The sequence below is a fragment of the Comamonas kerstersii genome, from assembly GCF_002056725.1.
GTDB lineage: Bacteria > Pseudomonadota > Gammaproteobacteria > Burkholderiales > Burkholderiaceae_C > Comamonas > Comamonas kerstersii.
Genome location: NZ_CP020121.1, coordinates 1,714,161 through 1,727,964, shown reverse-complemented (window position 1 = coordinate 1,727,964; position 13,804 = coordinate 1,714,161). Strand labels below are relative to the sequence as shown.

Below are 13,804 nucleotides of genomic sequence, written 5' to 3'. Positions count from 1 at the left end.
CGGGATATCAATGCGGCAACCTTGCCGATCCCAGACTGCCGTGCATAATGAACGCAATCTAGAAAATTGGGGTTCGATTATGCTTGACCGGGACGGATTTCGCCCGAACGTAGGCATCATCTTGCTCAACCAGAAGAACCAAGTGTTCTGGGGCAAACGCATACGCACCCACAGCTGGCAGTTTCCACAGGGCGGTATTGACCGGGGCGAGACACCCGAGCAGGCCATGTACCGAGAACTGCACGAGGAAGTGGGGTTAAAGCCCAACCACGTTCGCGTGGTCGCCCGTACAAGGGACTGGTTGCGCTATGAGGTGCCTGATCGTTTCATACGCCGCGATGCGCGAGGTCACTACAAAGGCCAAAAGCAGATCTGGTTTCTACTCCAGTTGCTCGGCCAGGATTGGGATCTGAACCTGCGCGCTACCGACCACCCAGAGTTTGATGCCTGGCGCTGGAACGACTACTGGGTACCACTGGACGTGGTGGTGGAATTCAAGCGCGGCGTGTATGAAATGGCACTCACAGAACTGGCACGCTACGTGCCCCGCGCCGAACAGCAGCGCAACCGCTTTTTGCGCAGCGGCATGCGACCTCGTGATGGACTGCCTGAACCCGGTGTTCCCACCAGCCGCCCCGCTCCCGCACTGCGCAACCCAGGGCTTTTGAACAATAGCCACATGGAATTGCCGCCCGGCGCCAGCTTCGATCCAGATCCTCAGAACACCCACTTCCAGGGATAAAAAAACCGCTGTACGGTCTCTCCGTGCAGCGGTTTTTTTCTTGGGCCGTGCTCAATCAGTGCAGCACCACCATATTGTCGCGGTGCACCATCTCGGGCTCGCCACGGTAGCCCAGCAGCTGCTCCACTTCCGACGAAGCATGCTTGCACAGCAGCCGTGCTTCGGCACTGGAGTAGTTGGCCAGGCCACGCGCCACTTCCTTGCCGTGTGCATCGCGCACGGCAATCACATCGCCACGCGAGAATTCACCGTCCACCGCAACCATGCCCACGGGCAGCAGGCTCTTGCCTTCGCTTTGCAGCTTGCGCACCGCACCTGCATCAATGATGACGGAGCCGTGCAGCTGCAGGTGGTCCATCATCCACTGCTTGCGCGCCTGGTTCTTGTGTGTGGGTGCAACCAGCAGCGTGCCAATGGCTTCACCACGTGTCAGGCGCAGCAGCACATCGGGCTCACGGCCCCAGGCAATCACGGTCGAAGTGCCCGAGCCTGCGGCACGCTTGGCTGCCAGAATCTTGGTCAGCATGCCGCCCTTGCCAATGCTGGAGCCTGCGCCACCGGCCATGGCTTCGAGCTCCGGATTGCCAGCCTGCGCTTCGTGCACAAATTGGGCGTCAGGGTTGCGGCGCGGGTCTGCGGTGTACAGGCCCTTCTGGTCGGTCAGGATCACATAGGCATCGGCATCCACCAGATTGGCCACCAGCGCACCCAGGGTGTCGTTGTCACCAAACTTGATTTCGTCGTTGACCACGGTGTCGTTTTCGTTGATCACCGGAACCACACCATGCCTGAGCAGCGTCAGCAAGGTCGATCGTGCATTCAGATAACGCTCCCGGTCTGCCAGGTCCGCATGGGTCAGCAGCACCTGGGCACTGCCCACCTTGAAGTCACGCAGCTTGGTTTCATACATCTGCACCAGCCCCATCTGCCCCACGGCGGCGGCGGCCTGCAGCTCGTGAATTTCCTTGGGACGCGTTGCCCAGCCCAGACGCTTCATGCCTTCAGCCACAGCGCCACTGGAGACCATGATCACCTCGCGGCGAACACCGTCATCTCCATGCACCAGGGCCGCCAGCTGGCGAGACCATTCCTCAATCGCTGCTTCATCCAGCCCCCGGCCCTCATTCGTGACCAGACTGGAACCTACTTTGACAACGATGCGACGCGCATCTTGCAGAACACGGGAAGACATTCTTATGAGCTTTTTAAGGCGCTAGCGCTTGTGCATCAAGCGCTAGCAGCTATTAATCCAAGAGCACTATGACGTGCTGTTTCACTCTGGCGCATCGCCAGCGAAACGTGGATCGTACTCTGCTTCCTGAGGTTGTTCGATCTGCTGCTGCACGTGCACATGCTTGAAGATGTCCTGCACCAGACGTTCCGTGCCTTCGCGTGCCAGCGCAGAGATCTCGTAGACCGGCCCTTTCCACTTGTAGCGCTTCACAAAGTCCTTGACCTTGGCGGCACGCTCTTCGGCGGGAATCATGTCCAGCTTGTTGAGCACCAGCCAGCGGGGCTTGTTGTAGAGCTCTTCGTCGTACTTCTTCAGCTCTGCCACGATGGCCTTGGCCTGCTCCACAGGGTCCACGCCGTCGTCAAACGGTGCCAGATCCACAATGTGCAGCAGCAGGCGGGTACGAGCCAGGTGGCGCAGGAACTGGTGACCCAGGCCCGCACCGTCCGAAGCGCCTTCGATCAGTCCGGGAATGTCGGCAATCACAAAACTTTGCTCGGGGCCGACGCGCACCACGCCCAGATTGGGGTGCAGCGTGGTGAAGGGGTAGTCTGCAATCTTGGGGCGTGCATTGGACACCGACGAAATGAACGTCGACTTGCCCGCATTGGGCATGCCCAGCAGGCCCACATCGGCCAGCACCTTCAGCTCCAGCTTCAGGCTGAAGCGCTCACCAGGCTTGCCCGGTGTTTTCTGGCGAGGTGCACGGTTGACCGCACTCTTGAAGCGCAGGTTGCCAAAACCGCCGTCACCACCGCGGGCCAGCACGATTTTTTCACCGGGTGTGAGCAGCTCGTGCAGCACCTCTCCGGTTTCCTGATCGGCAATGATGGTGCCTACAGGAAAACGCAAGGTAATGTCCTTGCCTGCGGCACCAAACATGTCATTGCCCATACCGTTTTCGCCGCGCTGCGCTTCGTGGCGGCGGGAATAACGGTAGTCAATCAAGGTATTCAGGTTGGGGTCGGCCACAGCGTAGACATGGCCACCACGGCCACCATCCCCGCCATCAGGTCCGCCGAACTCCTTGTATTTTTCGTGTCGGAACGTGGCTGCACCATTACCACCATCGCCCGCGGCAATTTCAATATAGGCTTCATCGACGAACTTCATGAGGCTTTCCCGTGATTCATTACAAAGACTGGCACCCTGAGTGCCAGTCAAAAGCATAAGCCAAGCATATCGCTGGCCTGCCACGCAGGGGCATTCGTTCCTGCGCAAACAACAAAGCCCCGAAACATCGGGGCTTTGTGATGTCAGATAACGCGCGCTTTAAGCAGCAGGCGTGATGTTGACAGTGTGCTTAGACAGAGCGCCCTTGGTCTCGAAAGACACATGGCCGTCCACCAGAGCGAACAAAGTGTGATCCTTGCCCATACCGACGTTCGCACCGGGGTGGAACTTGGTACCACGCTGACGCACGATGATCGAGCCTGCGCTGATCAGTTCGCCACCGAAGGCCTTAACACCAAGCATTTTTGGCTTGGAATCACGTCCGTTGCGCGTAGAGCCGCCGCCTTTTTTCTGTGCCATGACTTAGCTCCTTAGGAATTAAGCGGCGATCGCCACGATTTGCAGCTCAGTGAACTGCTGGCGATGGCCTTGGTGCTTGGCGTAGTGCTTACGACGACGCAGCTTGAAGATGCGCACCTTGTCGTGCTTGCCGTGAGCAACCACAGTTGCCTTCACAGTAGCGCCGGACACCAGGGGTGTGCCAACCTTCAGTTCAGCGCCGTTGCCGACTGCCAAAACTTGGTCGATCACGATTTCCTGGCCTACGTCCGCAGCAATCTGTTCTACCTTGATTTTTTCGCCAGCGGCAACGCGATACTGCTTGCCACCGGTTTTTATGACCGCGTACATGTAAACCTCTTTCGATTCTTGAGTCTCCGTAGACGGATTTCCACGGAAGCCGACTATTGTACGCGTAAACACCTGTCGGCGTCTAAGCCTCCTGAATATTCCCTGATGAATAAGGCTAAGCTCTTCCTATAATCCAGCGACTCTCTTGGTGGCGACTACCTTGACTACAACAAACCTTACCCCCAATCCACTCGCTCTGATTGCCGATGACATGCAGGTGGTTGACCGCGTCATCGCACAGCGCTTGACCACCAGCGTGCCTCTGATCGGCCAGATTTCGCAGTACATCATTGCAGCAGGCGGCAAACGGCTGCGCCCTGCGCTGCTTCTGATGGTGAGCAATGCCCTGGGCAATGCCGATCAGCGCAAGTATTCACTGGCCGCCGTGGTGGAGCTGATTCATACGGCCACCCTGCTGCACGATGATGTGGTGGACGAGTCCACCATGCGCCGAGGCCGCCCCACAGCCAATGAGTCGTTTGGCAATCCTGCCAGCGTGCTGGTGGGCGACTTTCTGCACACCCGCTCGTTCCAGATGATGGTGGAAGCCGGCAATATGCGCATCCTGCAGGTGCTGTCGGATGCCACCAACGTGATTGCCGAAGGCGAAGTACAGCAACTGATCAACACGCATGACGCCTCGCTGGACATGACGGGGTATCTGCACGTCATCCGCTCCAAGACCGCCAAGCTGTTTGAAGCCAGCACACAGATTGCAGCCATTCTGGCCGATGCTTCTGCGGAAGTAGAAGCCGCCTGCGCCACCTTCGGTCAGGCGCTGGGCACAGCCTTCCAGATCATTGACGACGTACTGGACTACGACGGTGATGCACAGGAAATGGGCAAGAACTTGGGCGACGACCTGCGCGAAGGCAAATGCACACTGCCCCTGATCATTGCCATGCAGCGCGCCAGTGCAGACGATGCACAGCTGATTCGCCATGCCATCGAGCAAGGCTCCACCGATCAGCTGCAGGCCATCTTGCATATTGTCAAAACCACAGGTGCACTGGATGCAACACGCCAGGCCGCACACGATGAGGCCATGCGTGCCATCGCCGCCCTGGGTCAGCTTCCGCAAAATGCCTATACTCAGGCGATGGAACAACTCGCATCGCAGCTCCTGCTTCGCCGCACTTGAGCCACTGAGGGTCGCAGAACCACAGAACGCGACCCTCACACACATCAAATGAACCGCAAAAGCCTGCAACAACAGGCTTTTTGCACCTGTACAGCTACCCCGGTGATAGAGGATGATGCGAACGACACAACATTTTCCGAACTGGGTTCATGACTGCTGTTACCAACGCCCCATCACTTGCACCGACTGGCACCATGCAGCTTCCGGGCTTAGCCCGTGCTTTAGTCAGTGCTGGGCAGCTATCAGAAGCTACTGCTCGTGAAGTCGCCCTCAAGGCCACTGCCAGCAAAAGCAGCTTTGTAGCGCAGCTGGTCAGCAGCGGCCATTTCTCTGCCGCAGAACTAGCCCACCAGATCTCGCTGATCTTCAGCACGCCACTGCTGGATCTGAACGCCATTGACCCGCTGCTGCTGCCCAAGGATCTGCTCGACCCCAAGCTGTGCACCAGCCACCATGTGCTGCCGCTGTGCAAGCGCGGCAACCGCCTGATCGTGGCCACGGCGGCCCCCACCGACAAGGAAGCCACGGAAAAAATCAAATTTGCCTCTCAGATGGGCATTGACTGGATCATTGCCGAGCACGACAAACTGGTCAGACTCATTGAGAGCGCACACAAAAGCGTCACGGAAGCGCTGGACACTTATATTGCAGACGACGAATTCCAGTTCGACGATACCAAGGAAGCTCCCCAGCAGGAGGACAAGGACAGCAGCGCTTCGGACGTAGAAGATGCTCCCGTTGTCAAATTCCTGCACAAGATGCTGATCGATGCCGTCAACATGCGCGCATCGGACCTGCACTTTGAGCCGTATGAGCACAACTACCGCGTGCGCTTTCGTGTGGACGGTGAGCTGCGTGAAATTGCCTCGCCACCTATCACCATCAAGGACAAGCTGGCCTCGCGCATCAAGGTGATTTCACGTCTGGACATTTCGGAAAAACGCGTGCCACAGGATGGCCGCATGAAGCTCAAGGTCGGCCCTGAACGGGTGATTGACTTCCGTGTGTCCACCCTGCCCACGCTGTTTGGCGAAAAAATCGTCATCCGTATCTTGGACCCCAACAGCGCCAAGATGGGCATTGATGCCCTGGGCTATGAGCCCGAAGAAAAAGCACGCCTGCTCGATGCCATCCATCGTCCCTACGGCATGATTCTGGTGACCGGCCCCACCGGCTCGGGCAAGACGGTGTCGCTCTACACCTGCCTGAACATCCTCAATCAGCCAGGCGTCAACATCTCGACCGCTGAAGACCCTTCCGAAATCAACATGCCGGGGGTCAACCAGGTCAACGTCAATGACAAGGCGGGCCTGACCTTTGCTGCTGCGCTCAAGGCGTTTTTGCGTCAGGACCCGGACGTGATCATGGTCGGTGAAATCCGTGACCTGGAAACTGCAGACATCGCCATCAAGGCCGCACAGACCGGCCACATGGTGCTCTCGACCCTGCACACCAACGATGCCCCCACCACGCTGACGCGTCTGCGCAACATGGGGGTAGCACCGTTCAACATCGCCTCCAGCGTCATCCTGATTACGGCCCAGCGTCTGGCACGTCGCCTGTGCCCCCAATGCAAGCAGCCGCACGATGTCCCGACGGAAGCGCTGCTGGCCGCAGGCTTTGAAGAAAGCCAGCTCGACGGCTCCTGGGTGCCGTACAAGGCCGTAGGCTGCAGCGCCTGCAACAATGGCTACAAGGGCCGCGTCGGCATCTACCAGGTCATGCCCATCAGCGAAGAAATACAGCAAATCATCCTGCGTGATGGCTCCGCACTGGACATTGCCAACCAGGCCAAGCGCGAAGGCGTCAAATCCTTGCGTGAATCAGGTTTGGACAAGGTCCGGCAAGGCGTTACCTCGCTGGAAGAAGTTCTGGCAGTTACCAACCTATAAGTGTCCGCGTGAATACGGCTGCAGACATAAGCGGCCGGTTCCAGCATCTACAACAGCACTGAGAGCAGAGGGAGTAGCGTGATGGCAAACGCAACAATTGGCCGAGCGCCAGCCAAGGAATTCATCTTTGAATGGGTAGGCAAAGACCGGCAGGGCAAAGAGCTGCGCGGCGAAATGCGTGCCACAGGAGAAGCACAGGTCCAGGCGTCGCTGCGCCGCCAGGGCATCTTCATGACCAAGCTGAAAAAGCGCGCCCTGCGGGCTGGCAAGAAGATCAAGCCCAAGGACATTGCCGTCTTCACGCGCCAGATGGCCACCATGATGAAGGCGGGCGTGCCCTTGCTGCAGGCCTTCGACATCGTGGGCCGCGGCAACCCCAACCCCAGCGTGACCAAGCTGCTCAACGACATCCGTCAGGATGTAGAGACCGGCACTTCACTGAGTGTGGCGTTTCGCAAGCACCCCATGTACTTCGATGCGCTGTACTGCAACCTGGTCGAAGCGGGTGAAGCCGCAGGTATTCTGGAAACCCTGATGGATCGCCTGGCCACCTATATGGAAAAGACCGAGGCCATCAAGGGCAAGATCAAATCAGCCCTGATGTACCCCACCTCGGTCGTGCTGGTGGCCTTTATTGTGGTGACGGTGATCATGATCTTTGTGATCCCTGCCTTCAAGGAAGTCTTTACCTCCTTTGGTGCCGATCTGCCCGCCCCCACCCTGCTGGTGATGTCCATCAGCGAGTTCTTTGTGGACTACTGGTGGCTGATCTTTGGCGTGCTCGGTGGAGGTTTTTACTTTTTCATGCAGGCCTGGAAGCGCAGCCCCAAGATGCAGCGCGTCATGGACCGCCTGCTGCTGAAAATGCCCATCTTTGGCGTGCTGATCGACAAATCCTGCGTGGCGCGCTGGACGCGTACGCTCTCGACCATGTTTGCCGCAGGCGTGCCCCTGGTGGAAGCACTGGACTCTGTGGGCGGCGCTTCCGGCAACAGCGTCTACAAGGAGGCCACCGACCGCATCCAGCATGAAGTAGCCACCGGCTCCAGCCTGAACGTGGCCATGGCCAATGCCAATGTCTTTCCATCCATGGTGCTGCAGATGTGCGCCATTGGCGAGGAGTCGGGTGCCATTGACCACATGCTGGGCAAGGCTGCCGACTTCTACGAACAAGAGGTCGATGAGATGGTGGCCGGGCTTTCCAGCCTGATGGAGCCCATCATCATCGTGTTTCTGGGTGGCATCATCGGCAGCATCGTGGTGGCCATGTACCTGCCTATCTTCAAATTGGGACAAGTGGTTTGATGGACGTTTTTGCACTGGGGGATATCGCCCTCGCAGTTTTGCTCGGTCTGCTGATTGGCAGTTTTTTGAACGTCGTCATCCATAGACTTCCACAGATGCTGGAGCAGCAGTGGGACGCTGAATGCGCCCAGCATGCTGCCTCCAAGGCTGGCAAGGCATACACGCCAGCAGCCCCTGCACTCACGCTGTGCAGGCCGCGCTCACGCTGCCCGCACTGTGGCCATGCCATTGCCTGGTACGAGAACATTCCCGTGCTCAGCTGGCTGGCACTGCGCGGCAAATGCCGCGGCTGCAGTCGCCGCATCAGCATTCGCTATCCACTGGTAGAGCTCGCCACCGCGGCCCTGTTTGCCTGGTGCATCCACCGCTGGGGCTTCACACCCACAGGCCTGGCCTGGTGCGGCTTCAGTGCCGCCCTGCTGACGCTGGCACTGATTGACTGGGACACCACCTATCTGCCGGACGACATCACCCTGCCGCTGGTGTGGGGCGGCCTCATCGTTACAGCCCTGCAGTGGAACAGTATTGCGCTGTCAGAAGCCCTGTGGGGGGCTGTGGCGGGCTATCTGTCACTGTGGCTGGTGTACTGGGGCTTCAAGCTGCTCACTGGCAAGGAAGGCATGGGCTATGGCGACTTCAAGCTGTTTGCAGGACTGGGGGCGTGGTTCGGCTGGCAGGCGCTGGTGCCGCTGATTTTGCTGGCCTCGGTGATTGGCGCCATCGTCGGCATTGCCATGAAGCTGCGCAGCAGCCTGCGCGAAGGTGGCTACATCCCCTTTGGCCCATTTCTGGCTGGCGGTGGCTTTGCCGTGCTGTTCTGGGGCCATGACCGCATCATGCGCACCTTGCTGCAAGGCCTGGGGATCTGAATATGCAGCGCGCTTACCGGCTGGGCCTGACGGGAGGCATTGGCAGCGGCAAAAGCACCGTGGCCCAGATACTGGCCAGCGCGGGTGCTGCGATCATGGATGCGGATGCCATCGCGCGCAGCATTACCGCGCCCCATGGGGCCGCCATCGCCCCGATTGCTGAGGCCTTTGGCCCCCAGGCCATTGGTGCGGACGGTGCACTGGACCGTGCCTACATGCGCCAGCTGGTGTTTCAGGACGCCACGGCCCGCCAGCGGCTGGAAGCCATCACCCACCCCTTGATTGCCCAGCTGACCGAGCAGCAGGCGCTACAGGCCCAGCAACTCGGCGCGCGCCTGCTGGTGTTTGATGTGCCTTTGCTGGTGGAATCTGGCCGCTGGCGCCAGCAGCTGGATGCGGTGCTGGTCGTCGATTGCGAGCCCGAAACCCAGATCCAGCGCGTCATGGCCCGCAACGGGCTGGAGCGCACTGCCGTGGAAAAAATCCTCGCGGCGCAAGCCCGTCGTCAGCAACGCATGGCAGCCGCTGACTATGTGATCTACAACGACGGCATAGATTTAGCAGCATTGCGCACAGAAGTGCTATCAATTTCGGCATGGTTGCCGCTATGATGACAACCGTGTCGCCTTTTTATGGCGGGCACGCATGTGACCCCGTACCTTTTTTGCCTGCGCCTACCGGGATACTGCCAGCGTGATCCTTTACGAGTACCCTTTCAACGAACGGCTACGCACCTACTTGCGTCTGGAACAACTCTTCCGGCGTTTGTTTGAACTCGTCTCGCGCGAATCGTCCATTGATCACCATTTCGCACTGGCCACCATGTTCGAAATCATAGACGTGGCCTCCCGTGCTGACCTCAAGTCCGACCTGCTGCGCGATCTTGATCGCAACAAAAGCATGTTCGAAAACCTGCGTGACAACCCAGCCATTGCGCAGGACATGCTGGACCACATCATCCAGCAGCTGAACCAGTGCTACAGCGCGCTGCACACCCAGACCGGCAAGACCGGCCAGCCCCTGACCGAGATTGACTGGCTGATGAGCATTCGCAGCCGCATCAGCATCCCTGGCGGCACCAGCAGCTTTGACCTGCCGGCCTACCACCGCTGGCAAAACTGCCCTGCTGAACAGCGCCATGCCGATCTGCAGCAGTGGACCCAATGCCTCAGACCGCTGGCCGAGGCACTGGCGCTGCTGCTGCGCCTGCTGCGCGAAACTGGCTCGCCCCAGAAAGTGGCTGCCACCAACGGGCAATTCCAGCAGTCACTGCAGGCTGGCAAAGCCTACCAGCTGCTGCGCCTGCGCATCTCCACGGAGTCCGGCCTGATTCCTGAAATCAGCGCCAATCGGCTGATGGTGTCTGTGCGCCTGCTGCGCGCCAATGAACAGGGTGCCCTGCAAGCGACCAGTGAAAATGCGGTTTTTGAGCTCACGCTGTGCGCCTGAGCGCCGCTACATGCCAGACTTATACGCATGAGCGATTCGACCATCCACCCCACAGTGCAATGCCCGACCTGCGGCGGCCCTAGCCTGTTTGCGCCCAGCAATGCGTGGCGCCCTTTCTGCAGTCAGCGCTGCAAGAACATTGATCTGGGCGCCTGGGCTGCCGAAGCGTTTCGTGTGCCAGCCCAGCCACCACAGGACAATGAATACGGCGACCCGCGCAAGGAAGATTAAAAAACCATAGCTTTCAGCGCCCAACAAATAAGGGATTCAGATAGTTTTCTATCTGAATCCCTTTGTTTTTCAGCGCTGGCAGCTCTTATTTCTGCAGTTCTTCCACCGCATACACCCTGGCATCAAACGGCAGGCCGCGCTCTTCGCTGAGCCACTGCAGCACCGGCAGCGAGCCTTCCAGCACGGGCTGCACCTGCAGCGGCAATTGCTGCCAGGCCATCTGCTGGCCTTCGAGCATGGCGAACTCGCCCTCCCACTGCGTGATCTTGCACCAGTGCAAGCGCACCAGGGCGTGGCTGTATGCGTGCTCCGTCACCTTCCAAGGCAGGCAGTTGGTAATGGTGATGCCTAGCTCTTCCTGCAACTCGCGGCGCAGCGCCTGCTCCACGGTTTCGCCAGCTTCGAGCTTGCCGCCGGGAAACTCCCACCAGCCCGCGCGGGGCTTGCCCTCAGGGCGGCTGGTGATCAGCAGCGCGCCATCGCTTTCGCGAATCAGCACGCCCACGGCGACTTCGGTATGTTTACGTTCTGCAGGGGTAGTCACTATCAAAAATCTGCTTTCTTAAATTTCAGCGCCGTCAGTCAGGCCTTCGACATCGGCAATGCGCTGACGCGGTGCTGCGGGGCGCTCACTGCGACCGGCATAGTCACGCGCAAACTGCTGGGCCACACGGCCGCTGCGTGAGCCGCGCTCCAAGGCCCAGACCAGCGCTTCAGGCTCCGCCGCTTTGATGGCAGCCTCGTCCAAGCCCATGGAGTGCAGCCACTGCGCCACCACGCGCAGGTATTCGTCCTGGCTGAAGGGGTAGAAGCTCACCCACAGGCCAAAGCGCTCAGACAGCGAGATTTTCTCTTCGACGACTTCGCCGGGGTGGATCTCACCATCCTTGCCCTTGGTGGTCTGCAGGTTGTCGCTCATGTACTCGGGCAGCAGATGGCGGCGGTTGCTGGTCGCATAGACCAGCACATTGGGCGTGGCAGCAGACACAGAGCCATCCAGGATGGACTTCATGGCCTTGTAACCGGGCTCGCCTTCCTCAAAGCTCAGGTCGTCGCAGTAGATGATGAACTTCTCGGGGCGGCCTGCCACCACGTCCACGATGTCGGGCAGATCGGTCAGATCGGCCTTGTCCACCTCAATCAGGCGCAGCCCCTGCGGGGCATAGGCATGCAGGCAGGCCCGAATCAGCGACGATTTACCCGTACCACGCGCGCCCGTGAGCAGCACGTTGTTGGCCGTGCGCCCCTGCACAAACTGCTCGGTATTGCGCGCGATTTTTTCTTTCTGCGCATCAATGTTCTGCAGGTCCGACAGCTGCATGGCGCCCACATGGCGCACAGGCTCCAGCACCCCACAACCGTTGGCACGCTTGCGGTAGCGCCAGGCAATGGCGGCATTCCAGTCAGCGGGCGCCTGCAGCGGCTGCGGCAGCACAGATTCAATGCGTTGCATGAGCCGCTCGGCACGTTCGACCAGGCGCTCCAGAGGGTTCATCACATTTTGCACAATGGGGTCTCCATTTTTTAATTTTGATAGCTGCTTGCGCCGATCAATGCTTGGTTTCAGATAGTTTTCTATTTGAAACGCTTATAAATCCAGCGCAAGCTGCTCTTAAAAAAGAAAGGAGCCATCAGGCCCCTCACAGCATCTCCAGCGCTGCACAACGCCCAGCCCGCAGGGCGGTGCAGGCGCGACGCAAGCTCGCAGACAGTGGCAGCGCCACGGCAAGAGCTTGCAACAAAGCCTGCAGGGCGTTTTGCAGCGCCACAGCCACCTATCAAGAGCGGTAGTCGGCGTTGATGGAAACATAGTCATGGCTCAGGTCGCAGGTCCACACGGTCTGCGACGCATCACCACGGCCCAGCAGCACACGCACGGTGATTTCCTGCTGCTTCATCACGCGCTGGCCATCTTCTTCCCTGTAGGAAGGATTGCGGCCGCCATCGGCCACCACGTGCACATCGTCCAGGTACAGATCAATCTTGGTCTGGTCCAGGTCCGCAATGCCAGCATAGCCCACGGCAGCCAGGATGCGGCCCAGGTTGGGGTCAGAGGCAAAGAAGGCGGTCTTGACCAGGGGCGAGTGGGCAATGGAGTAAGCCACCAGACGGCATTCCTCTTCGGTCTTGCCGCCCTCCACCTTGACGGTGATGAACTTGGTAGCGCCTTCACCATCGCGCACGATGGCCTGAGCCAGCAGACGCGCCACGTCCTGCAGCGCGGCCTTCAGTGCCTGGGCTTCGGCGCCGTCCCAGTTGGTGATGACCTCATTGCCCGCCTTGTGCGTAGCAATCAGCACAAAGGAGTCGTTGGTGGAGGTGTCGCCATCAATGGTCACGCGGTTGAAGGAGCCATCAGCCAGTTCCTTGACCAGGCCCTGCAGCAACTCGGGCGCGATGGCTGCATCGGTGGCCAGATAGCCCAGCATGGTCGCCATATTCGGGCGAATCATGCCTGCACCCTTGCTGATGCCGGTGATGTGCACCGTCTTGCCACCCACTTGCACGCTGCGGCTGTAGGCCTTGGGCTGGGTGTCGGTGGTCATGATGCCTTCGGCAGCTACGGCCCAGTTGTCGGCCTTGGCGGCCGCAATGGCGGCAGGCAGACCGGCCACAATGCGGTCCACAGGCAGCTCTTCCATGATCACGCCGGTGGAGAAAGGCAGCACCTGCTGCTCGCTCACGCCCAGTTCCTTGGCCAGCGCAGCGCAGGTCTTGCGGGCATTGGCCAGACCAGCTGCGCCCGTGCCTGCATTGGCATTGCCGGTGTTGATCACCATGGCGCGGATGTCCTGGCCTGCGGCCAGATGCTCACGGCAGACTTGCACAGGTGCTGCACAGTAACGGTTCTGCGTGAACACGCCTGCGACGCTGGCGCCTTCATCCAGCAAAAACACGGTCAGGTCTTTGCGGTTGGCTTTGCGCACACCGGCTTCGGTCACACCAATACGAACACCAGCGACGGGGAACAGGTCAGCGGCGACGGGAACGGGCAAATTCACAGGCATTGCAGGGCTTCCTACAGAAAAACAGTTAGTCCCTGATTATGGAGACAAACCGCTGCGCACAACGAAAAAC

General features: G+C 59.5%; 15 protein-coding genes. 8 read left to right on the top strand and 7 right to left on the bottom strand.

All coding sequences use genetic code 11. The annotated features are described in order from the left end of the window. Positions 1 to 79: 79 nt before the first annotated feature. Positions 80 to 742, top strand: coding sequence for an RNA pyrophosphohydrolase (locus B5M06_RS08080; protein WP_054067386.1), 663 nt, complete (start codon positions 80 to 82; stop codon positions 740 to 742). Between the two features lie 55 nt (positions 743 to 797). Here B5M06_RS08080 and proB read toward each other — a convergent pair whose 3' ends face one another. From proB to rplU, 4 genes are all read right to left on the bottom strand, one after another. Next, complete coding sequence (proB, locus tag B5M06_RS08075; RefSeq protein WP_054067385.1) at positions 798 to 1,934, bottom strand: glutamate 5-kinase; 1,137 nt, start codon at positions 1,932 to 1,934, stop codon at positions 798 to 800. Between the two features lie 81 nt (positions 1,935 to 2,015). Continuing rightward, positions 2,016 to 3,089 carry an Obg family GTPase CgtA gene (gene cgtA, locus B5M06_RS08070; RefSeq protein ID WP_054067384.1) on the bottom strand — a complete coding sequence of 358 codons (1,074 nt, stop codon included), beginning with the start codon at positions 3,087 to 3,089 and terminating at the stop codon, positions 2,016 to 2,018. Positions 3,090 to 3,248: 159 nt separating this feature from the next. After that, positions 3,249 to 3,509 (bottom strand): 50S ribosomal protein L27, encoded by a 261-nt coding sequence (rpmA, locus tag B5M06_RS08065; RefSeq protein ID WP_054067383.1) that lies wholly within the window; start codon positions 3,507 to 3,509, stop codon positions 3,249 to 3,251. 18 nt (positions 3,510 to 3,527) lie between these two features. Further along, the gene (rplU, locus tag B5M06_RS08060) at positions 3,528 to 3,839 is read right to left on the bottom strand and encodes a 50S ribosomal protein L21 (RefSeq protein WP_054067382.1); all 312 of its coding nucleotides are present in this window, start codon (positions 3,837 to 3,839) and stop codon (positions 3,528 to 3,530) included. A gap of 211 nt (positions 3,840 to 4,050) precedes the next feature. Here rplU and B5M06_RS08055 point away from each other — a divergent pair, with 211 nt between their 5' ends. From B5M06_RS08055 to B5M06_RS08025, 7 genes are all read left to right on the top strand, one after another. Then, the gene (locus tag B5M06_RS08055; RefSeq protein WP_054067381.1) at positions 4,051 to 4,980 is read left to right on the top strand and encodes a polyprenyl synthetase family protein; all 930 of its coding nucleotides are present in this window, start codon (positions 4,051 to 4,053) and stop codon (positions 4,978 to 4,980) included. 149 nt (positions 4,981 to 5,129) lie between these two features. Continuing rightward, positions 5,130 to 6,872, top strand: a complete 1,743-nt coding sequence (gene pilB, locus B5M06_RS08050) for a type IV-A pilus assembly ATPase PilB (protein ID WP_054067380.1) — start codon at positions 5,130 to 5,132, stop codon at positions 6,870 to 6,872. Positions 6,873 to 6,953: 81 nt separating this feature from the next. Next, the gene (locus tag B5M06_RS08045; protein WP_054067379.1) at positions 6,954 to 8,177 is read left to right on the top strand and encodes a type II secretion system F family protein; all 1,224 of its coding nucleotides are present in this window, start codon (positions 6,954 to 6,956) and stop codon (positions 8,175 to 8,177) included. Continuing rightward, complete coding sequence (locus B5M06_RS08040) at positions 8,177 to 9,046, top strand: prepilin peptidase (protein WP_054067378.1); 870 nt, start codon at positions 8,177 to 8,179, stop codon at positions 9,044 to 9,046. Before B5M06_RS08045 ends, B5M06_RS08040 begins: the two co-directional genes overlap by 1 nt. A 2-nt stretch (positions 9,047 to 9,048) precedes the next feature. Continuing rightward, positions 9,049 to 9,657: a dephospho-CoA kinase gene (gene coaE, locus B5M06_RS08035; RefSeq protein ID WP_054067377.1), complete on the top strand. Its 609-nt coding sequence runs from the start codon at positions 9,049 to 9,051 to the stop codon at positions 9,655 to 9,657. A gap of 82 nt (positions 9,658 to 9,739) precedes the next feature. Then, positions 9,740 to 10,495: a cell division protein ZapD gene (zapD, locus tag B5M06_RS08030; RefSeq protein WP_054067376.1), complete on the top strand. Its 756-nt coding sequence runs from the start codon at positions 9,740 to 9,742 to the stop codon at positions 10,493 to 10,495. 27 nt (positions 10,496 to 10,522) lie between these two features. Continuing rightward, a complete protein-coding gene (locus B5M06_RS08025) occupies positions 10,523 to 10,726 on the top strand; it encodes a DNA gyrase inhibitor YacG (RefSeq protein WP_054067375.1) in 204 nt (67 codons plus the stop codon). Positions 10,727 to 10,811: 85 nt separating this feature from the next. Here B5M06_RS08025 and B5M06_RS08020 read toward each other — a convergent pair whose 3' ends face one another. The 3 genes from B5M06_RS08020 to argJ all read right to left on the bottom strand — a co-directional run bounded on the left by B5M06_RS08020 (position 10,812) and on the right by argJ (position 13,734). Next, positions 10,812 to 11,270: an NUDIX domain-containing protein gene (locus B5M06_RS08020; RefSeq protein ID WP_420809977.1), complete on the bottom strand. Its 459-nt coding sequence runs from the start codon at positions 11,268 to 11,270 to the stop codon at positions 10,812 to 10,814. A gap of 18 nt (positions 11,271 to 11,288) precedes the next feature. After that, positions 11,289 to 12,221 carry an ATP-binding protein gene (locus B5M06_RS08015; RefSeq protein ID WP_054067373.1) on the bottom strand — a complete coding sequence of 311 codons (933 nt, stop codon included), beginning with the start codon at positions 12,219 to 12,221 and terminating at the stop codon, positions 11,289 to 11,291. Positions 12,222 to 12,504: 283 nt separating this feature from the next. Then, positions 12,505 to 13,734, bottom strand: a complete 1,230-nt coding sequence (gene argJ, locus B5M06_RS08010; RefSeq protein ID WP_054067372.1) for a bifunctional glutamate N-acetyltransferase/amino-acid acetyltransferase ArgJ — start codon at positions 13,732 to 13,734, stop codon at positions 12,505 to 12,507. Between the last annotated feature and the right edge of the window lie 70 nt (positions 13,735 to 13,804).